Source organism: Paraburkholderia sp. D1E (assembly GCF_052682275.1).
In genome coordinates, this window is sequence record NZ_JBQYMB010000001.1 from 2,753,204 (window position 1) to 2,772,775 (window position 19,572).

Sequence of the window (19,572 nt, forward strand, 5' to 3'; positions counted from 1 at the left end):
AGTTTCCCACCGTCCTTTGCGATACCGGAAACCCGACATGAATCGAACCTATGCCTTGCTTGCCGCGGGCCTTGTCGCGCTCAGCGCCGTCACCGCAGCGAATGCAGCCACCGAGGACGACCAGGCCAAGGCCTGCCGCGGCGACGCGATGCATTTCTGCTCCGCCGAGATTCCGAACAAGGAAAAAATCACCGCCTGCATGAAGCAGCACCTCGACGAACTCAGTCCGGCGTGCCGCGCGATGTTCAAGGGCGGCAAGAAGGGCGACGCCAAAGCCGCTTCGCAGTGAACGTGGTGGCAGCGCGCCGCTGCGTTTCGGTGGAGTGCTTCGGTGGAGCACTTCGGTGAACCACGCTAACCCCTGCGTTGCAATCGCGTTCCCGCGATCCGGCCCCAGGGCGCGCCGCACGTCGTAGAATCGCTTGTTCCCGATTCCCGGAGTAGCCGCGTGTCTGACCAGCCACACCCCCAGCCACGCCCACCACGCTTTCGCCTGCCGCGCCGTGCTCGCACGCCCTGGCAGGCGCCGCGCGCCCGCACACTGTTCACGCGCCCCGCGGCGTCGCCGCAGCGTGTGTTGCTGCAGCGGATCTATCTCGTGCTTGGCCTGTGCGTGCTCGCCTTCGCCGTGCTCTATCTCGACCGCGACGGTCTGCGCGACGCCAACCGCAAGGTGCTCGGCATCGTCGACCTGATGTACTTCACGATGGTCACCGTCGCCACGGTCGGTTATGGCGACATCGTGCCGGTCACCGCCCGCGCGCGGCTCATCGACGCCTTCTTCATTGTGCCGATTCGTATCGTCATCTGGTTCGTGTTTCTGGGCACTGCTTATCAGTTCGTCATTCAACGCGTCATCGAGGAATTCCGCATGAAACGCCTGCAAAAACAACTGCGCGATCACGTCGTGGTGTGCGGCTACGGATTAAGCGGTTCGGTCGCGGTGCGCGAGCTGCTCGAAAGCGGCTTTGCCGCGGAGTCGATCGTCGTCATCGATTCGCAGCAGGAGGCACTTGAAGCGGCCACGGCGTTAGGTGTGGCGGGGTTGCTCGGCGATCCCTCGCGTGAGGACCTGTTACAGCAGGCGCAGGTGCGCATCGCCAAAGCAGTGATCATTGCCGTCAGCGACGACGCCATCGCGATCCTGCTCACGCTGACCGTACGCAGCGTCGCGCCGGACACGAAAATCGTCGTGCGGATTCAGGAGCAGACCTATCAGCGCCAGTTGCGCCAGGCCGGCGCGGACGTGATCGTTTCGTCGACCAAGATTGGCGGGCTGTTGCTCGCCGACGCGGTGGACAGCAACTACATCGTGCCGTTCATCAACGATCTGTTGTCGGCGCGCGGCCGTGTCAATCTGGTGGAACGGCCTGCTACGGCGCTGGAAGTCGGTCGCTGGAGCAATGCGCTGCCGGGCGCGGTGGTGGTCGGGCTGATACGTGCGGGGCGCATGCTGTCCTTCTATGAAGACGAGCCGTGTCCGATTGAGCCGGACGATCTGCTGATGGTGATCCAGTCGTCGCGCCATGCGGGCGACGCGTCCGGCGGCTAGTGCACACCGCCAGGCGCGCGGCCGGGCCCGGCCGCTTCAAGGCGAGGCCCCCGCAGATTGACGACGATGCGCATGTTTATGTTTTTGTAAACTAGCTCGCCGACGAACGCGATTCATTGACATTGACTTACGGTTTTCAGGTGCGCTGAATTGAACGCATCATCTTGCAAGGACAGGAAAAGCCCGCTTATGACTCACCCGACCACGCAGATCTTCGACGACGCCGCCACCGCGCGGCTGATTCCGTATGCGACGCTCGTCGACGCTTTGAAGCGCGCAAGCATCGACTACGCGCAGCAACGCATTAAGAGTCCTGAACGGCTTGTCGTGCCGCTCAACGAAGGCGGCATCATGCTGTCGATGCCGGCCACCGCGCCCGATCTTGCGATTCACAAACTGGTCAACGTGTGCGCGAGTAATAGACCGCGCGGCATTCCGACGATCCACGGCAAGGTAATGGCCTTCGATGCCGACACCGGCGAGACGCTCTTCATCCTCGACGGCCCGACGGTGACCGGTCGGCGCACGGCGGCGATGTCGATGCTCGGCGTACACACTTTCGCGCGGACCCGGCCGCACGAATTTCTGCTGATCGGCACGGGCACGCAGGCAGTGAACCATCTGGAAGCAATCGGCGAACTGTTTCCCGACGCACGTGTGTGGGTGAAGGGCAGTGCGCCCGCGCGGGCTGAAGCGTTTTGCGCTAAACATCGCGGCAAGGCGTACGACCTGCAACCGCTGCCGCATCCCGACGCCGCACTTCCCGATTCGATCGACGTGGTGATCGCACTGACCACCAGCAAGCAGGCCGTCTACAACGAAGCGGCGCGCGCGGACCGGCTCGTGATCGGCGTCGGCGCGTTCACGCCGGCCATGGTCGAGATCGGCGCGCATACGATTGCTGGTAGCGCGCTGTTTGTCGACGACGAAGCCGGCGCGAGGCATGAAGCCGGTGATTTCATCCAGGCCGGCGTCGATTGGGCGCAAGTCGGCGGAATTGCCACAGTGGTGGAAAACGCTGCTTTGTGGCTGCAGGGGAAACCGATTGTTTTTAAAAGCGTCGGTTGCGCGGCCTGGGATCTGGCGGCCTGCCGCGTGGCGCGCGAAGCCTTGTCCGGCGGCTGATCGCGGATCGTTTGCAGCGCCCGGCGCAGGGCGGTTCGCAGGCCCTGGTTGGCATCTTGCGCCAACCTGCGGCACATGTTGCCGTGCAAACAATCTCAAAACGTTGCACCATAGGCGTTTGCCAGAAAAAAGCGCCGGTCCGCCTGCGTTTTTTGCCCTTTGTCCTTTGAACGCCTATCACGACGCTGCGACCGCGCTATGACGACCCACCACGCTTCTGCCACTCCCGACCTGCCGCTCGACATGATCATCTTCGGCGGCACCGGCGACCTGTCGTTTCGCAAGCTGCTACCCGCGCTCTATATGGCGCATCTGCACTGCAATCTGCCGCCGGATACCCGCATTCTCACGATCGGCCGCAAGCCTTGGTCACGTGAGGAGTACATCAACGAATTCATGGAAGCGAAGGCGAAGCCCTTCATCGAAAAGAAGGCGTTCGATGCCGCCGCCTGGGACAAATTTCTGGCGCTGTTCGAGTACGTGCGCATGGACGTCGATTCGGTCGAGGACTACCAGCGTCTGAAGGAGGCGTCGCGTGACGGTGTGCGGCGCGTGTTCTATCTCGCGACCTCGCCGGATCTGTTCACGAACATTTGCGACAACCTGTCGGCGGCGGGACTGGTCGACGAGAATTCGCGGGTCGTCCTCGAGAAACCGCTGGGCCACGATCTGGCGTCCGCGCAAGAGATCAACACGGCGGTCGGCAAACATTTCAGCGAAGCGCAGATCTACCGGATCGACCACTACCTCGGCAAGGAAACCGTGCAGAACCTGATGGTGCTGCGCTTCGGCAATCCGATTTTCGGCCCGCTGTGGCAGGCACCGTATATCAAGAGCGTGCAGATTACGGTGGCGGAAACGGTCGGCGTAGGCAGTCGCGCGGGCTTCTACGACAAAACCGGCGCGCTGCGCGACATGGTGCAGAACCACTTGCTGCAATTGCTGTGCATCGTTGCGATGGAGCCGCCGGTGTCGCTCGACCCGGATGCGGTGCGCGACGAAAAGCTCAAGGTGCTGCGTTCGCTGCGGCCCATGACGCCCGAGGACATCGCGCGTGATACGGTGCGCGGCCAGTACACCGCGGGCGCCGTGGACGGCGAGGCAGTGAAGGGCTATCAGGAGGAAGACAACGTGCCGCCGGGTAGCCGTGCCGAGACTTTCGTCGCGTTGCGCGCGCATATCAACAACTGGCGCTGGGCCCACGTGCCGTTTTTCCTGCGCACCGGCAAGCGGATGCAGAAGAAGGTGTCGGAGATCGTCATCGAGTTTTCCGAGTTGCCTTTCTCGATCATTCCGAACGGCAATAGCGGGCGCAACTATGGCAACCGGCTCGTGATCCAGTTGCAGCCTGAAGAGTCGATCCAGTTGCAGGTGCTGGCGAAAGAACCGGGCAGCGGCATGCATATGCTGCCGGTGAATTTGAACCTCGACTTGCAGCAGGCGTTCACCGAGCGTCGCGCGGAAGCGTATGAGCGTCTGCTGATCGACGTGATTCGCGGACGCCTCACGCACTTCATGCGCCGCGATGAACTCGAAGCCGCGTGGGCATGGGCCGAACCGATTCTTGAAGGCTGGGGCAAGTCGGGCGACAAGCCGCGTGGCTATACGTCAGGTACGTTTGGGCCGGCTGCGTCGACCGCGCTGATGGCGCGGGAAAACGCCGTATGGGCGGAAGAATCGCAGTAAGTCAGCCGGCAGCCGGGCGTCGGCTGTAGGTCGACGCTTTGAAGTGTTCGTCTGGCATTAAAAAAGGCGGCCCGTTTTTGCGGGCCGCCTTTTTTATTACGTGTGAGCCGTGCTGCTCTACGGCAACGAAATCGTCAGCGTGGCCGATTGCGGTCCGAGCTTGACCACCTGCGAATACGGCGCGAGTGTGCGCAACGTCTGATCGCGCAGATAGGTGTTCAGACCGAGATAAGCGAGCAGCCCGACCAGCGCGAACACCGCACCGATCGACCACAACGGCACCTCGCGCTTGAGCCGGTGAGCGACCTGGTCCGGCAGCGGCCAATGTGGGGCGAACGGTGCACGCTTGCCTTTCATATGCGCGATTTCGTCGCCGATCCGCGCAGTCAGATACGCAAGCTTCTCTGGACCCTCGAGCAGATACTTGCCCTGGAAGCCGAGCAGCAGGCACATGTGGAACACTTCGAGCGACTGCAGACGCGCGGCGCCCTGGGCGCGGCATTCCTCGAGATACTGGAAGAACTTCTCACCTGCCAGTTGCTCGCCGAACAGCACCAGCTGCAGCGGCCGGCGCTCCCATTCAGTGCGAATCCTGAACGTTGACGACAACACCGATTCGTCAATGGCCGCGCAGAACGCAAACTTCGACGCGTAGACATCTTCCGCCGATGCATTGAGTTTTTTCGCACCGCGCTCGAAGTCGCCGAGAAACTGCTGGATACGCTGGCTGAATTCGTTCGCGTCGCCGGGTTCGCGGCCGTTCTTCAACAAAAACAGCATGAAGAAGCCGTCGTATAGCAGATCGAGCAGCGAGCGGACCTGGTAGCTCGGCTCGCTCATAGGGGCGGGCGTCGCGGCAGGTGTGCCGCCGCCAAACAGGGAAGGCGCGTAGCTCATGATGTGACGGCGATCAGTTCGAGTTGAAGATCGTTGATGCCCGACGGCGCGTAGATCATTGCCGATTGGGCCTGCAACATACGGTCATACAATGCGCCGCGCGATTCGCAGGAGAAGTAGCACGCGCCCGGCCGTACTGGAATGGCGGGCGGTACTTGCGGCGTGTAAACGAGGCGCACGCCCGGCATGGCCGAGAGCACCAGCTTGTCGACGTCGTCCGGCGCGCCGACCTTGAAGCGGGCGGGTACGGCTTCGACGAGTTCCGCAGTCGGCATGTCTGCGGAGACGGCGATGTAGAACATGGTCTTGTCGTCGATCTTGCCCGAGTCGAGACGGCCCGCATGGAACGACGGACGCACTTCTTCGAGCGCGATCGCGAAGTAGCGCGTCGAGATCACGGTTTCGAGCAGATCGCGCAGGATCGTGTCGAGGCGCGCAAAACCGGGGCCCGGATCGTCGTGCCGGTAAGCCGGCAGGTCGGACAGCGCATAGCCCTTCGAAAACGTCATCAACTGGCCGGCGAGACGCAGCAATTCCTGAAACAGACGTTCTGGATGCAGCGCCGAATGCTGATACAGATGCGCAAGCGAGGCAAACGCGGCACTGGCGGTGTGCAGCAGCCAGAACGACGCGATGTCGCCCGAACGGAATTCGATGATGTTCTTGGTCGGCTCGCGGTGAAAACCATACAGCGCGTTGACCTTGGCCTGTAGCGCGTCGATCAGTTGACGCAGCCGTTGATGCAGGATCGGCGAGGCGTCGATCGCGAGGCAGGGCGGCACGAACGTGTCGTCGATTTCGAAACCCGACGTGGCGGTGCGGCGCACGCGCACGAGCGGCACCGACAGCAACTGGTCACGCGGCTCGCTATGCGCAATGAGTTTGACGCTGGTCTTCAGGAAGGTGATGTCGGCTTCGGCGGCGTCTGTGAAATGATCGGCCACCGGCGTCTGCTCGCTGACATAACGCGACACGAAGCCCGCGTTGCTGTCTTGCGAATAGTTCGCGCCGGCTTCGCGCAGCGGATGCAGCGCCAGATAAAACGTGAACTCATTGATACCGTCGGGCAGCGTGTCGAGCGCGATCGGCGGCGGCAGGTCGTCGGCTTGCGGCGCGGAGTAGAGCGCGCCATCCGGAAACACCAGCGAGAGTTCGCTCACGCGCAGCACATTGCTGCCGAGCGCGTCGCGGTCGAAACGCGCCGAACGCACGCCCCAGTTGTATGGCTGGATCGCCTGGATCGATTCGAACAGGCGCGCCTCATGATAGGCGTCCTGACGCTGAAAATGCTGTGGCCTCAAAAACAGGCCTTCCCCCCAGAGCACTTTTGCCGAATAACTCATCTCAAACCTGTTATATACGTTCAGCGTGTGGCGCGCCCGGAGATAACCGATTCGAACGCCGTATTGTTAATTCTATAAAAACTGTTAAATCGTATTTGACCGGCATCTTTAACCGCAGCTTACTGAAGAAAGCATATTCAGCGGCTGGGCGGGCAATCCCTGTTCAGGCGGGATCACAGTGCCGTTGGTCACCGTCATTGCGCAGTTATGCAGGCCGATCATTATGCCGGATTTCTCCGACTTCGCCGGGTCAAACGCGAATTTCCAACGCTGCATGGCCGGGTCGCGGAATAGAGCGACGATACCGAATGCCTGAGCTTCACGCGAGACTTTTTCGGTAACGACGTAACGCTGACCGGGGATCAGCGTCACTTCGCGCACACCCAGCAGATCGCCGCCCAGTATGGTCTTTTCCTTGGCTGGATCGGTAAAGGCGTCGAATGGCGCCTGCTGGAATGAAGTGGGGTCTTTCAGCACGTAAAGCCGTACGACGAGTGCCAATGGGCGCTGGTCATTGGCGGCATTGAGATTCTGTGCGGCGTATAGCGTGAGGCCGACATTACGCGGTGGCTTTTGCGCGTCCGGCAGGTCGGGCTTGCCGAGGCCGCTCGCCTGCAAAACCGCGTTGGCAGCGGCTCCCAGCACCGGCACGGCGGCCGCGCAGCCGTCCAGCAGCGCACACACGGCGGCGCTGGCAATCAATAGCGATGCATAGCGAACAAGACGCGAATTCATATACATCGACCGGCTCGGCGCCGTCCCCCGTCAAAACATCAATAACGAAATCAATCAGGCAAATTTTCAGCAACGCTATGCCGCGTAATGCCGCTTTATGCAAAGCGCATTGCTCTCCGACACTTACCTGTTTGCTGCCTGGCATGCGGAAATTTTTTCCGTTCTCCGCATTGTGGCTATTGCACCAGGAAACAATTTCTGCATGTTTCGTTTAAATCATCCACATGCATTTTTTTTGTGCAATCCTTCTTCACACGAAAGTTGAATTATCGAAAATTGGCCTGTACTATACCCGCGCAGTTGAAGCAAAGCAAAACTCCGGTTTTCCCTTGAATTAAAAAAATCGCACGTCGGTGAAAAACGATGAATGAGCGTCTGTTAGTAAAACTATCTGGGGTAGTGTTGGCATGCGGCGTGATTGCCGGTTGCGCGACACAGGGCAACAACACAGCGACCACACCGGAGGCTTTTAATAAGCAACTCGCGGACGCGGATACCGTCGCCAAGGGCGGAGATCAGGATCGCGCCATCGCGCTTTATCAGCAATTGTCAAAATCGGATCCGACCCGTGAAGAACCGTGGTCGCGTATTGCGCAGATCCAGTTCACGCAAGGTCATTACGGTCAGGCTATTGTCGCCGCGCAAGAAGCGTTGCAGCGCGACCAGACGGATCGTCAGGCAAAGAGCGTGCTGGCTGTAGCCGGCCTGCGCGTGGCCACGCAATCGCTCGGCGAACTGCGTCAGGATGCGTCGCTCGCGGGTGACGCGAAATCAGACGCGCAAGCGCTCGCCAAGCAGTTGCGCGACACGCTCGGCGAAGCCACGTTGTTCCCGCCTGATCCGAACGACAAGCCCGTCGTGAAGAAGAAGCGCATTATTCGCCATGTTGCCAAGGGTAAGGCTGCGGAAACGCCGGACGCAGCCACCAGCGCCGCGGCTCCGGCCGCTACGCCGGCTGCTGCTCTCGCAGCACCCGCGCCGGCGCCTGCAGCACCCGCCAAAGCCGCACAAAGCGGCGGCGCGTCCGATCCGTTCAGCGCGCTGCGCTAATTCAGGCCTGATTCATCTGCATCCGGGAGCCGACGATGGCGAAGAAAGAAAGTATTCAAAAACGTTTGCAAAAAGTGCGACCGCCACGCGTTCAACTGACGTACGAAGTTGAGCGTGGCGATGCGATCGAAATCAAGGAACTGCCTTTCGTCGTCGGTGTGGTTGCCGATCTGGCAGGGCAGTCCGAAGTCGAGCAGCCGAAGCTGCGCGATCGCAAGTTCGTCAGCATCGACCGTGACAATTTTGACGACGTGATGAAAGCGATCGAGCCGCGCGCCGCGTTTCAGGTGGAAAACCGTCTGAGCGAGGCAGGTGGCAAATTCGCTGTCGATCTGCGTTTCAAGTCGATGGCCGATTTCAGTCCGGATGAGGTGGTTGCACAGATCGAGCCGCTGCGCCGTCTGCTCGATGCGCGTTCGAAGCTCGCCGACCTGCGCAACAAGCTGGCCGGCAACGACAAGCTCGAAGACCTGTTGAGCGAAGTGCTCAACAACACGCAGCAGTTGCAGACGCTGGCGAAAGATCAGGGCAACGCAGCAGACCAGCACGCCGGCGCGCCGGATCACGACAAGCAGGGCGAATAAGTACGCACGGGGTGTGAGATGAACCAGCAAACGGCAGCAGCCCAACTCGCCGCGGCGCAAAGTGGCGCGGAATCCACGTTGCTCGACGAAATCGTCGAGAAAAGCCGCGTGGCGAAGTCCGAGTCCGAACATGCGCGCGCGAAAGACCTGATCGGCGAACTCGTACACCAGGTGCTCGACGGCACGGTGGTGATGTCCGACAACCTGTCAGCGACCATCGACGCGCGCGTCGCGGAACTCGACCGCCTGATCTCCGCGCAACTGAGCGCGGTCATGCATGCGCCGCAATTCCAGCGCATGGAAAGCACGTGGCGCGGTCTGGACTATCTGTGCAAGGAAAGCAATACCGGCTCGACGGTCAAGATCAAGGCGCTGCACGCGCCGAAGCGCGACCTCGTGCGCGACTTCAAGAACGCCATTGAATTCGATCAAAGCGCACTCTTCAAGAAGGTTTATGAAGAAGAGTTCGGCACCTTCGGTGGCGCACCGTTCGGCACGATCATTGGCGACTTCGAGGTGACGCGTCAGCCTGAAGACGTGTATTTCATCGAACAGATGGCGCACGTCGCGGCCGCGGCGCACGCACCGTTTATCGCATCGGCGTCGCCTGAACTGATGGGTCTCGAAACGTTTGCCGATCTCGGCAAGCCGCGCGATCTCGGCAAGGTGTTCGATACCGTTGAATACGCGAAGTGGAAGTCGTTCCGCGACTCTGAAGACTCGCGCTATGTCGGGCTGACTTTGCCGCGCTTTCTCGGCCGCCTGCCTTTCAATCCGAAAGACGGCGCGACTGCGGAAGGCTTCAATTTTGTCGAAGACGTAGACGGCACCGATCACAGCAAGTATCTGTGGTGTAACGCAGCGTGGGCCTTCGCGGCGCGCCTGACGGCCGCATTCGACGATTTTGGCTGGTGCGCGGCGATTCGCGGCGTGGAAGGCGGCGGTCTGGTGGAAGATCTGCCCACCCACACCTTCAAGACGGACGATGGTGAAGTCGCGCTGAAATGCCCGACCGAAATCGCGATTACCGATCGCCGTGAAAAGGAATTGAGCGACCTCGGTTTCATTCCGCTCGTGCACTGCAAGAACTCGGATTACGCCGCGTTCTTCGCCGCGCAATCGGTGCAGAAGCCCAAGAAGTACAGCACTGATAGCGCGAATGCGAACGCTGTGCTGTCCGCGCAACTGCAATACATCTTCTCGGTGTCGCGCGTGGCGCACTACCTGAAGGCGATGATGCGCGACAAGATCGGTAGCTTCGCATCGGCGCAGAACGTTGAAGTATTCCTGAACCGTTGGATTTCGCAGTACGTGCTGCTGGACGACAACGCGACCCAGGAGCAGAAAGCGCAGTTCCCGCTGCGCGAGGCATCGATACAGGTCTCTGAGATTCCGGGCAAGCCTGGTGCGTATCGTTCGGTCGCGTTCCTGCGTCCGCACTTTCAACTGGACGAGCTTTCGATCTCTTTGCGGCTTGTCGCTGACCTGCCGAAACCGGCAAATTCATAAACGAAGTCAGAAAGCCCGTGCCGGCCGCACGGGTTGGCTGTTAAAACCACCTCTTTGGGGAGTCGATGAGTTATGAAGGACATCTATTTAAAATTCGGCAATCCGGCGATCAAAGGCGAGTCCGCCGATAAAGATCATGCTGGCTGGATCGAAATCGATTCGTGGAGCCACTCGATTACGCAACCGCGTTCGGCAACAGCTTCGACGGCGGGTGGTCACACGTCCGAGCGTTGCGAGCACGCCGACATGCAGTTCACGAAAGATATCGACGTGGTCAGCCCGCTGATCTATCAACACGCATCGGGCGGTACGACGTTCGACGAAGTGACGATCGACTTCATGCGTTCGGACGGCGAAGGCAACCGCATCAAGTACCTGGAAGTGAAACTCAAGTACGTGATCATCTCGAGCGCCACGCCGAGCGTGGTGGGCGAAGGCCTGCCGACCGAACAGTTCTCGCTGAAGTACGCTGCCGTGCAGTGGAAGTACACGCAGCAGAAGATCGGCGGCAACCAGGGCGGCAACGCGCAAGGCGCGTGGAGCCTGACGAAGAACGACAAGACGTACGCGGTTTGATGCCGGGGTGCGCGCGGCGTGCGGCCTGAAAAGGCTGACGCCCGCCGCGTGCGCCTCGCGTCGAACCGCTTCTTCGGACGCTGATGAAACGCTTCGAACCCAGCTTTCTCGACAAGCTGTTCGACGACGAACCGCATTTGCCGGCTTCCCCGGCGATGCGGCAATTGTCGTTGGACGAGTTGAAGGCCACCGTCGCGCGCGACGTCGAGGCGATCCTGAACACCCGGATCGCTCTGACCGAGCACGAGCTGGCGGCGCTGCCGGAATGTCAGCGCTCGGTGCTCACATACGGTCTGAACGATTTTGCGGGCTTGAGCCTCGCGAGTCACTATGACCGCACGTTTATCTGCAAATCGATTCAACAGGCAATCGCACGGCATGAGCCGCGCTTGCAGCAGGTGGCGGTCACGCTCGAATTGAACGAACAATCCACCAACGCGTTGAATTTTGCGATTCAGGCGTTGCTGGTCGTGCACCCGGCAGAAGAACCGGTGAGTTTCGATGCAATGCTGCAGCCTTCTACGCTGCAATATTCGGTGACGCGTGCACGCGCCAAGCTTTAGTGCCTGATTTTAGCGGCTGAGTTTTAGTACCTGCGTTTTGGTGTTTTTAGTACCGCTTTGCTGCCGTTAACGCGCAACGGTGGCATGGATTGGGCGGAGAGGATTCAGGTCCGGGGATATCGATGGAAGAATTGCTGCCGTATTACGAGCGCGAATTATCATTTCTGCGGCGCTATTCGCGCGATTTCGCCGAGCGCTATCCGAAGATCGCAGCGCGTCTGGCAATGTCCGGCGAGCACTGCGAAGATCCGCACGTCGAACGGATGATCGAATCGTTCGCGCTGTTGGGCGCGCGCATCAACAAGAAGCTCGACGACGATTACCCTGAATTCACCGAAGCGCTGCTGGAAGTGCTGTATCCGCACTACCTGCGGCCGTTTCCGTCGTGCTCGATCGCGCAGTTGGGCACCTCGGCTGCGCTCAGTCACCTGACCGAACCGGTCCTGGTCGAGCGCGGCACTGAACTCAAGTCGCGCCCGATTCGCGGCGTGCAGTGCCGTTTCCGAACCGCCTACGACGTGACGCTGGCGCCGATCCGTATTTCGGAGGCGAAGTACACGTCGGTGGCAATGGCGCCGAGCGCGACCGTCTTGCCGGGTAACGCTACGGCGATCGTGTCGATCACGTTCGAATCCACGGCCGCGCAGCTCGATCTCTCCGCATTGAAAGTCGGCACGTTGCGCGCCCACCTGCATGGCGAGCAATCGTTTATCGCGGCGCTGGCGGACTGTCTGTTCGTCAACGCAATGGCCACGTATGTCGAAGCCGACCGCCGCGGCGTGTGGAAGCAACTGCGCGAATCGCCTGTCGTACAAGCCGGTTTCGATGAAGACGATGCACTGATCGATTACCCGGCCAAATCGCACCCGGCCTACCGGCTGCTGACCGAATATTTCGCGTTCCCCGAAAAATTCAATTTCACCGATTTCGATCTGGCGGCCATGACGCGCGCGAGCGGTCGCTGCCAGCGTCTGACGCTGCACGTCGTGCTCAAGGAAGTGCGCAGCGATTCGCACATCGCGCGTCTGCTGGATTCGTTGTCCGCGCATCATTTCCGCTTGTTCTGCACGCCGGTGGTGAACCTGTTCGAACAGCACGGCGAGCCGATCCGCGTCAGCCACCAGGCGGTTTCATACCCGGTGATCGCTGAGGCGCGTCGCGCGTTCGCGTACGAGGTCTATTCGATCGATTCGGTGAAACTCGTCCGGCAGAAGGCGCACGAAGAATCGGTGATCGAATTCCGGCCGTTCTATTCACTGCATCACGGCGAAGCGGCGCGTGCGGGGCACTACTGGTTCGCGCGGCGGAACGATTGGGTTGCGCAGAAAAGCCCGGGTTACGAGACCGAGATCTCGATCGTCGATATCGACTTCGAACCAGCAGCCCCGCAAACCGATACGCTGAGTCTCGATCTGACGTGTACCAATCGCGATTTGCCGGCCGGCCTCGCCGTGGGGCTCGAAGGCGGCGACCTGTTTCTGGAAGGCGGTTCGCTGACCGGCAGCATCGCGATGCTGCGCAGGCCGACGCCTAGCGTGCGCTTCGAGCGCGGGCGCGCCTCGCACTGGCGGCTGATTTCGCATCTGGCGTTGAATCATGTATCGCTCGCCAATAGTGGCCTGTCAGCGCTCAAGGAAATGCTGGTGCTTTACGATTTGCGGCGCACGGCGGTGTCGGCGCGGCATATCGATGGATTGGTCGGCATCGAGCAGCGCGCAGCGGTGCAATGGCTGCCGGGCAAACCGTTTGCGACCTTCGTGCGTGGCATCGAGATTCGTTTGACGATCGACGAAGAGCATTTCGTCGGCACGAGTCTCGCCTCGTTCGTGCGGGTGATCGATACGTTTTTCGGGCTGTACGTGCATCTGAACAGCTTTGTGCAACTGGTCGTCGTGTCGAAGCGCACCGGCGAGGAGATTCTGCGATGCAAACCGCGCAGCGGCGAATCGATCCTGGCGTAGTCGAGCAGCTTCTCGACGAACCGCATCGCTTCGAATTTTTTCAGGCGGTGCGGATTCTCGAGAAGTGGTTCGCGCAGCAAACGCCGTCGAGTAATAGACGCCCCGGCGAAATCGTCGCGCAGCGGATTGCTTTTCGCAATTCGCTGTCGATGTCGTTTCCGCCTAGCGAAATTCACAGCGCGCAGTCGTACGACGATGCAGGTACGGCGCTGAAAGAGAAGCCGCAGCGCACCGCCGCGCTTGCGGCGGGTTCGCTCCACAAGGTCGATATCACGCCGGCGTTTTTCGGGTTGCTGGGCGGCCAGGGTGCGTTGCCGCTGCATTACACCGAGCAGATCATCGCGCGCGAGCAGATTCAGCGCGACCGGGCCGCGCGCGAATTCTTCGACGTGTTCTCGAATCGCGCGACCGCGCTGTTCTACGCGGCATGGAAGAAGTACAGGCTGCCGTTTCATTACGAACTGGATCGCGACGAACGCTATCTGCCGCTATTGCTCGCGCTGGCAGGCGTCGCCGACGACGACACGCGCAACAGTCTGCAAAGCGGCGACGGTGCGCTATTCGACGAAGCGATTGCCGGTTACGCGCTGGCCGCACGGCATCGGCCGGTTTCCGCGGCCTATTTGCAGCGTACGCTGTCCGAATACTTCAAGGTGCGGGTACGCGTCGAGCAGTTCGTAGGCAAATGGTACGACGTGCCGCGCGATCAATTGACCGTGCTCGGCGGTGTCAACGCGACGCTCGGCGCCACCGCGCTGGCGGGCGAGCGCGTCTGGCAGCGCGACATGCGCGCGCGTCTCGTGATCGGACCGCTCAACAAAGCCGACTACGAAGCATTTTTACCGGGCGCCGACCGCGCCGTGGCGCTCGAACGCATGCTGACGCTGCTCGCCGGCGTGACGCTCGAATACGAGATTTCGCTGGTGCTGCGCCGCGCGGAAGTGGGGCCAAGCATGTTGAGCGGCGGCGCACGCCTCGGCTGGGACGCCTTCCTGTGCACCAAGGCAGCCGACCGTGACCGCGCGGATGCCCGCTACGAATTGCACGTGATTCACTGACCACAACGATAGAACCTGGACCCGGATCGCACGACATGAGTACGTCCCTCAATACCCTGATCGCCAAACTGAATCCGACCTGCCGGCAGGCGGCTTTGCTCGCGGCGAACAACTGTCTCGCGCGCGGTCACTATGAGGTCGACCTCGAGCATCTGTTGCTGGCGCTGCTGGATGAACCGGCGAGCGATGTCACGCTGGCACTGCGTGCGAGCCGGGTCGACGCGCATGCTTTGCGCGCGGATATCGAGCGCGAATTGCAACGTTTGAAGACTGGCAATACGCGCACGCCGGTGTTTTCAAAGCATTTGATCGACTTGCTCGAACAGGCGTGGCTGATTGCATCGCTCGATTCGCAGATTGGACGGATACGCTCAGGGCATTTACTGCTCGCATTGTTGACGGCGCCGGATCTCGCGCAGTTCGCTGAGCGCATGTCGCCGCTGCTGCGCGACGTGCGGGTGACGGATCTGAAGCACAAGTTCGACGAATTGACCGCCGGCTCGCGTGAAGTCGAACGCAGTAACGCTGCGGAGAACGCGGCGGAAGGCGCGAGCGATACGGCTGCGGCCGAATTGGCACCCGGCGCGCCTTCCAGAACTCCCGCACTCGATACGTACACCAGCAATCTCACGCAGCGTGCACGTGAAGGCAAGATCGACCCGGTGATCGGCCGCGAAGGCGAGATTCGCCAGACCATCGACATTCTGATGCGCCGCCGGCAGAACAATCCAATCATGACGGGCGAGGCGGGCGTTGGTAAAACAGCCGTGGTCGAAGGTCTCGCGCTGCGCATTGCGGCTGACGATGTGCCCGCGCCGCTGAAAGGCGTCGCCTTGCATGTGCTCGATATGGGGCTGCTGCAGGCAGGCGCCAGCGTCAAAGGCGAGTTCGAGAACCGCCTGAAAACCGTGATCGACGAGGTGAAGAAGAGCCCGCATCCCATCATTCTGTTTATCGACGAAGCGCATACGATTATCGGCGCCGGTGGTCAGGCCGGGCAGAATGACGCAGCGAATCTGCTGAAGCCGGCCTTGGCGCGCGGCGAATTGCGCACCATCGCGGCGACCACGTGGAGCGAATACAAGAAGTACTTCGAGAAAGACGCGGCGCTGGCGCGGCGTTTCCAGGTCGTCAAGATCGAAGAGCCGAGCGAGACCCTCGCGGCGGCAATGTTGCGCGGCATGGCCGCGTTGATGGAAAAGCACTTCAACGTCCGTGTACTGGACGATGCGATCACCGAAGCGGTGCGTCTGTCGCATCGCTACATCAGCGGCCGCCAACTGCCGGACAAGGCGATCAGCGTGCTCGACACTGCCTGCGCCAAAGTCGCGCTCGCCCATAGCTCGACACCTGCCGCGATCGACGACACGAAGAAACGGCTCGAACGCATCGACACCGAAATCGCCGCGCTGGAACGCGAGGTGGCGAGCGGCGCGTTGCACGACGAGCGGCTCGCGGAATTGCGCAGCCTGCGCGAAGAAGACGTGAAGGACCTGGCCGTTGACGAGGCGCGCTACGACAAGGAGCGCGCACTGGTGGCGGAGATCGTCGGCTTGCGTGCGGAAATCGACGCCGCGCGCGTGAGCAGCGCGGACGCCGGCCAGGCCGACAAGGCGCCGCAGGCGCGCGAAACGCTTGCCACGCGCGTGGCGGAATTGCATGCATTGCAGGGCGGCCAACCAATGGTTCCATTGCAGGTTGATGGCCACGTGGTCGCCGAAATCGTCGCTTCATGGACCGGCATTCCGCTCGGCCGCATGATCAAGGACGAAATCCAGACCGTGCTGAATCTGCAACCGCTGCTGGCCGCTCGCGTGATCGGGCAGGACCATGCACTCGATGCGATCGCGCAACGCGTGCGCACGGCTAGCGCGAGTCTCGAAGACCCGAACAAACCGCGCGGCGTGTTCATGTTCGTCGGACCGTCGGGTGTCGGCAAGACCGAAACCGCGCTGGCGCTCGCCGATGTGCTCTACGGTGGCGAACGCAAAATGGTCACGATCAACATGAGCGAGTATCAGGAGGCGCACAGCGTATCGGGCCTGAAGGGTTCGCCACCGGGCTACGTCGGCTATGGTGAGGGCGGTGTGCTGACCGAAGCGGTGCGTCGCAATCCGTATTCGGTGGTGTTGCTCGACGAAGTGGAAAAGGCGCACCCTGACGTGCTGGAAATGTTTTTCCAGGTGTTCGACAAAGGCACGATGGACGACGCCGAAGGGCGCGAGATCGATTTCCGCAACACGCTGATCATCCTGACTTCGAACGTCGGCTCGCAGGCGGTGATGCAGGCATGCCTGAACAGGAGCGCCGAAGAACTGCCGGATACGGACGAACTCGCGGAGACATTGCGTCCGCAACTGTACAAGGCGTTCAAGCCGGCGTTTCTCGGCCGTATGAAAGTGGTGCCGTACTACCCGATCTCCGACGACGTGCTCGCCGAAATCATCGCTTTGAAGCTGGAGCGGATTCGCCGCCGCATCGAGTCGAATCACAAGGCGGTGTTCGAGTGGGACGAGTCGCTGGTCGATGCGGTGCTCGCACGCTGCACCGAAGTGGACTCCGGCGCGCGCAATGTCGACCATATTCTGAATGGCACGCTATTGCCGGAAGTCGCACAGCAGGTGCTGGAGCGCATTGCCAACGGCACCGCGATCGAACGCATCGCGGTACGCGCGAGCGAAGCGGGCGAGTTCGAATACACGGTTGTGTGAGCGGGCATGCCCCGCCTGCCTGCCAATCTGTTTTAATGCCGTACCGGATACTTATTGCTTTCTGTCATGCCGACTAATCTGAACACGCTGCTGGCCCCGATCAGCGAAGCCTCGCCTTGTGGCGAAGACCTGCTGTTTTCAGCGGATTTCGACGCGATCCAGCACGCGCGCCGATTCGAAGACCCGTCGCTGGATCAAGGCGAATGGGTCACGGATATCAAAGAGGCCGACTGGCCATTGGTGGTCGAACGTTCCAGCAGCCTGCTGCAGACGCAGACCAAGGATTTGCGTCTCGCTGTCTGGCTCACCGAGGCGCTTGCCATCGAAGAGGGCGTGACCGGTCTCACGCAAGGGTATGCGCTGCTGACGGGGTTGTGCGAAAAGTACTGGGATCACGTGCATCCGCTGCCGGAAGGCGATGACACCGAGTATCGCCTCGGCAACGTCGCGTGGCTGGTCGGCCGCACCGGCGATCTGCTGCGGGCGACGCCGCTCACATCGTCGCAAGGCAATTCGTACAGCACGATCGATTGGGACGTGGCCACGCATGTTGCGCAAGCGGTCAAGCGCGATCCGGATCACGCCGACGATATCGCGCGCGGCAAGCCTTCCATCGAGCAGATCGAGGCGTCGAAACGTGCCACGCCACCGGCGTTCTACTCAACGCTGCTGGTCGATCTGAAAGCGTTCGAAGCGGCGATACTCGCGCTCGAACAGGAACTGGACCAGCGCGCTCCCGATTCGGCGCCGAGCTTCCGTCAGGCGAAAGATGCGTATGAAAGCGTCTACCGGTTGGCGGAACGCTTCGCACGCGAGTTGGGCGTAAGCGCCGAAGCGTCGCCGCCAAAAACGCCGAACCCGGACGAGCACGAACGCGCCGAGCCTACCTTCAAGACTTCACCGCAACGCGAGGAACCCGTGTTGACGACCAGCCAGACTATCCCGAGCGGCCCGATTGCAGGAATCCAGAGCCGTGCGCAAGCCGTCGCGCAGTTGCGTGCCGTGGCTAAATTCTTTCGCAGCACCGAGCCGCATAATCCAGCTGCTTACCTCGCCGACAAGGCGGCGGAGTGCGCGGATATGCCTTTGCATCAGTGGCTTTCCTCGGTAGTGAAGGACGGTGGGTCGCTCGCGCATATTCGCGAGCTGCTGGGCGTGAAGCCCGAGGACAACAGCTAAGACTTCCATAGTGCAAACAAAAAAGCCTGGCATCGAACATCGGTGTGCCAGGCTTTTTTTTTGATCACGCGCTCAGGCAAGCAACAACTCAAGACCCCGCGCGAAACTCAATGCGTCTGTTACGCGCCCGCCCATCGGTCGTGTCGTTCGATGCAATCGGCTGATCCGGACCCACGCCTGTGGTCGTCATCTGCTCGGGCGGGATGCCCTTGGCGACCAGATAACCCTTCACCGCGTCCGCACGCGCCTGGCTCAGCGCGATATTCGAGGTGCGATTCCCCGAGTTGTCGGTATGGCCGATGATCGCCACCGTTTTCGTCTGCATCTTCGACAACACGGCCGCCATCTGATCGAGAATCGCGCGGCCTTGCGGCGTGAGCGTCGCGCTGCCCGTCTCGAACTCGATGGTGCGATTCGCCAGAGTCTGATCGAGCACGCCCTGTTCAGATGCGCTCACGCGTAGACCGTTCTTGATCGTGTAGGTCGGATTCAGTGCGTTCGCCATATCGCTTGCGAGCTGCTGACGCTGCGATTCGTTGTGCACTTCACCTTTCACGTCGATCTGCGTGCCGTCGATCTTCAACTGGCCTTTGCTGATCTGCTTCAATTGCGGGCCGATCAGCTTTTGCACGTTGGCGGACCAGTTCGGCGGCGTCGCGACGTCCGCGACTTCGATCTGATCGACTACGTTGGACGCGCCGTAGGTGTCGCGCAGACGTGCCAGCACGGCGGCCTTGGTCGCTTCATCCGGCACTTTGCCGCCCACGACGACCTGGCCCGGCATGGCATTGGCGGGCGGCGGCGATGCGCTGATCGCACCGGTGCCGGCGCCGGTGGTGCCGCTGGCGAGCCCGGCCGTGGTGACGGCAGGGCCTGCATTGCCCGGCTGCGCCGAAGGCGCGGGCAGAATCGTTGTGCGAATCGCAGTGCCGCTGTTGTCCACCGGCGTGACGCGTGCCGGGCCGTCGTTGTCGGCATGGGCGAGCGTGCTGATCAGAAGGCCGGCCAGCAGCGAGGCAATGCGCGTGTGTTTGCTCAACATC

17 protein-coding genes are annotated in these 19,572 nt (G+C 61.2%); 13 read left to right on the forward strand and 4 right to left on the reverse strand.

Annotated elements, in window-relative coordinates:
• The first annotated feature begins 37 nt into the window (after window positions 1-37).
• The 4 genes from ACUN0E_RS12490 to zwf all read left to right on the forward strand — a co-directional run bounded on the left by ACUN0E_RS12490 (window position 38) and on the right by zwf (window position 4,363).
• Window positions 38-289, forward strand: a complete 252-nt coding sequence (locus ACUN0E_RS12490) for a hypothetical protein (protein ID WP_445566762.1) — start codon at window positions 38-40, stop codon at window positions 287-289.
• Between the two features lie 159 nt (window positions 290-448).
• Window positions 449-1,552, forward strand: coding sequence for a potassium channel family protein (locus tag ACUN0E_RS12495; protein WP_408230251.1), 1,104 nt, complete (start codon window positions 449-451; stop codon window positions 1,550-1,552).
• Between the two features lie 189 nt (window positions 1,553-1,741).
• Window positions 1,742-2,677 (forward strand): bifunctional Delta(1)-pyrroline-2-carboxylate/Delta(1)-piperideine-2-carboxylate reductase, encoded by a 936-nt coding sequence (gene lhpI, locus ACUN0E_RS12500; RefSeq protein ID WP_445566763.1) that lies wholly within the window; start codon window positions 1,742-1,744, stop codon window positions 2,675-2,677.
• Window positions 2,678-2,875: 198 nt separating this feature from the next.
• The gene (gene zwf, locus ACUN0E_RS12505) at window positions 2,876-4,363 is read left to right on the forward strand and encodes a glucose-6-phosphate dehydrogenase (RefSeq protein ID WP_408230257.1); all 1,488 of its coding nucleotides are present in this window, start codon (window positions 2,876-2,878) and stop codon (window positions 4,361-4,363) included.
• Window positions 4,364-4,480: 117 nt separating this feature from the next.
• Here zwf and icmH read toward each other — a convergent pair whose 3' ends face one another.
• The 3 genes from icmH to tssJ all read right to left on the reverse strand — a co-directional run bounded on the left by icmH (window position 4,481) and on the right by tssJ (window position 7,338).
• The gene (gene icmH, locus ACUN0E_RS12510) at window positions 4,481-5,260 is read right to left on the reverse strand and encodes a type IVB secretion system protein IcmH/DotU (protein ID WP_445566764.1); all 780 of its coding nucleotides are present in this window, start codon (window positions 5,258-5,260) and stop codon (window positions 4,481-4,483) included.
• Window positions 5,257-6,603 (reverse strand): type VI secretion system baseplate subunit TssK, encoded by a 1,347-nt coding sequence (gene tssK / locus ACUN0E_RS12515; RefSeq protein ID WP_408230263.1) that lies wholly within the window; start codon window positions 6,601-6,603, stop codon window positions 5,257-5,259. Before tssK ends, icmH begins: the two co-directional genes overlap by 4 nt.
• 108 nt (window positions 6,604-6,711) lie before the next feature.
• Window positions 6,712-7,338 (reverse strand): type VI secretion system lipoprotein TssJ, encoded by a 627-nt coding sequence (tssJ, locus tag ACUN0E_RS12520; RefSeq protein WP_408230343.1) that lies wholly within the window; start codon window positions 7,336-7,338, stop codon window positions 6,712-6,714.
• A 363-nt stretch (window positions 7,339-7,701) separates the two neighbouring features.
• Here tssJ and ACUN0E_RS12525 point away from each other — a divergent pair, with 363 nt between their 5' ends.
• The 9 genes from ACUN0E_RS12525 to tssA all read left to right on the forward strand — a co-directional run bounded on the left by ACUN0E_RS12525 (window position 7,702) and on the right by tssA (window position 18,529).
• On the forward strand, window positions 7,702-8,388 hold the full coding sequence (locus ACUN0E_RS12525; protein ID WP_408338668.1) for a tetratricopeptide repeat protein: 687 nt from the start codon (window positions 7,702-7,704) through the stop codon (window positions 8,386-8,388).
• Window positions 8,389-8,423: 35 nt separating this feature from the next.
• Entirely contained in the window at window positions 8,424-8,972 is a 549-nt protein-coding gene (tssB, locus tag ACUN0E_RS12530) for a type VI secretion system contractile sheath small subunit (RefSeq protein ID WP_408230269.1), read from the forward strand.
• Window positions 8,973-8,990: 18 nt separating this feature from the next.
• Entirely contained in the window at window positions 8,991-10,481 is a 1,491-nt protein-coding gene (tssC, locus tag ACUN0E_RS12535) for a type VI secretion system contractile sheath large subunit (protein WP_445566765.1), read from the forward strand.
• Window positions 10,482-10,553: 72 nt separating this feature from the next.
• Window positions 10,554-11,057, forward strand: coding sequence for an Hcp family type VI secretion system effector (locus ACUN0E_RS12540; RefSeq protein WP_054036475.1), 504 nt, complete (start codon window positions 10,554-10,556; stop codon window positions 11,055-11,057).
• 83 nt (window positions 11,058-11,140) lie between these two features.
• Window positions 11,141-11,620, forward strand: coding sequence for a type VI secretion system baseplate subunit TssE (tssE, locus tag ACUN0E_RS12545; protein ID WP_054036473.1), 480 nt, complete (start codon window positions 11,141-11,143; stop codon window positions 11,618-11,620).
• Between the two features lie 122 nt (window positions 11,621-11,742).
• Entirely contained in the window at window positions 11,743-13,581 is a 1,839-nt protein-coding gene (tssF, locus tag ACUN0E_RS12550) for a type VI secretion system baseplate subunit TssF (RefSeq protein ID WP_408338666.1), read from the forward strand.
• Window positions 13,545-14,639: a type VI secretion system baseplate subunit TssG gene (tssG, locus tag ACUN0E_RS12555; protein WP_408230275.1), complete on the forward strand. Its 1,095-nt coding sequence runs from the start codon at window positions 13,545-13,547 to the stop codon at window positions 14,637-14,639. Before tssF ends, tssG begins: the two co-directional genes overlap by 37 nt.
• Window positions 14,640-14,674: 35 nt before the next feature.
• Window positions 14,675-17,350, forward strand: coding sequence for a type VI secretion system ATPase TssH (gene tssH / locus ACUN0E_RS12560; protein WP_445566766.1), 2,676 nt, complete (start codon window positions 14,675-14,677; stop codon window positions 17,348-17,350).
• A gap of 66 nt (window positions 17,351-17,416) precedes the next feature.
• On the forward strand, window positions 17,417-18,529 hold the full coding sequence (tssA, locus tag ACUN0E_RS12565) for a type VI secretion system protein TssA (RefSeq protein WP_408230281.1): 1,113 nt from the start codon (window positions 17,417-17,419) through the stop codon (window positions 18,527-18,529).
• An 88-nt stretch (window positions 18,530-18,617) separates the two neighbouring features.
• On the opposite strand, the gene ACUN0E_RS12570 is transcribed toward tssA, so the two are convergent.
• A complete protein-coding gene (locus ACUN0E_RS12570; protein ID WP_408520843.1) occupies window positions 18,618-19,571 on the reverse strand; it encodes an OmpA family protein in 954 nt (317 codons plus the stop codon).
• Between the last annotated feature and the right edge of the window lies 1 nt (window position 19,572).

Bases quoted from the DNA above. Each gene is read 5' to 3' on its own strand.
- ACUN0E_RS12490 (WP_445566762.1), top strand. From the start codon at position 38: ATGAATCGAACCTATGCCTTGCTTGCCGCGGGCCTTGTCGCGCTCAGC.
- lhpI (WP_445566763.1), top strand. From the start codon at position 1,742: ATGACTCACCCGACCACGCAGATCTTCGACGACGCCGCCACCGCGCGG.
- zwf (WP_408230257.1), top strand. From the start codon at position 2,876: ATGACGACCCACCACGCTTCTGCCACTCCCGACCTGCCGCTCGACATG.
- icmH (WP_445566764.1), bottom strand. From the start codon at position 5,260: ATGAGCTACGCGCCTTCCCTGTTTGGCGGCGGCACACCTGCCGCGACG.
- tssK (WP_408230263.1), bottom strand. From the start codon at position 6,603: ATGAGTTATTCGGCAAAAGTGCTCTGGGGGGAAGGCCTGTTTTTGAGG.
- tssJ (WP_408230343.1), bottom strand. From the start codon at position 7,338: ATGAATTCGCGTCTTGTTCGCTATGCATCGCTATTGATTGCCAGCGCC.
- ACUN0E_RS12525 (WP_408338668.1), top strand. From the start codon at position 7,702: ATGAATGAGCGTCTGTTAGTAAAACTATCTGGGGTAGTGTTGGCATGC.
- tssB (WP_408230269.1), top strand. From the start codon at position 8,424: ATGGCGAAGAAAGAAAGTATTCAAAAACGTTTGCAAAAAGTGCGACCG.
- tssC (WP_445566765.1), top strand. From the start codon at position 8,991: ATGAACCAGCAAACGGCAGCAGCCCAACTCGCCGCGGCGCAAAGTGGC.
- ACUN0E_RS12540 (WP_054036475.1), top strand. From the start codon at position 10,554: ATGAAGGACATCTATTTAAAATTCGGCAATCCGGCGATCAAAGGCGAG.
- tssE (WP_054036473.1), top strand. From the start codon at position 11,141: ATGAAACGCTTCGAACCCAGCTTTCTCGACAAGCTGTTCGACGACGAA.
- tssF (WP_408338666.1), top strand. From the start codon at position 11,743: ATGGAAGAATTGCTGCCGTATTACGAGCGCGAATTATCATTTCTGCGG.
- tssG (WP_408230275.1), top strand. From the start codon at position 13,545: ATGCAAACCGCGCAGCGGCGAATCGATCCTGGCGTAGTCGAGCAGCTT.
- tssH (WP_445566766.1), top strand. From the start codon at position 14,675: ATGAGTACGTCCCTCAATACCCTGATCGCCAAACTGAATCCGACCTGC.
- tssA (WP_408230281.1), top strand. From the start codon at position 17,417: ATGCCGACTAATCTGAACACGCTGCTGGCCCCGATCAGCGAAGCCTCG.
- ACUN0E_RS12570 (WP_408520843.1), bottom strand. From the start codon at position 19,571: ATGTTGAGCAAACACACGCGCATTGCCTCGCTGCTGGCCGGCCTTCTG.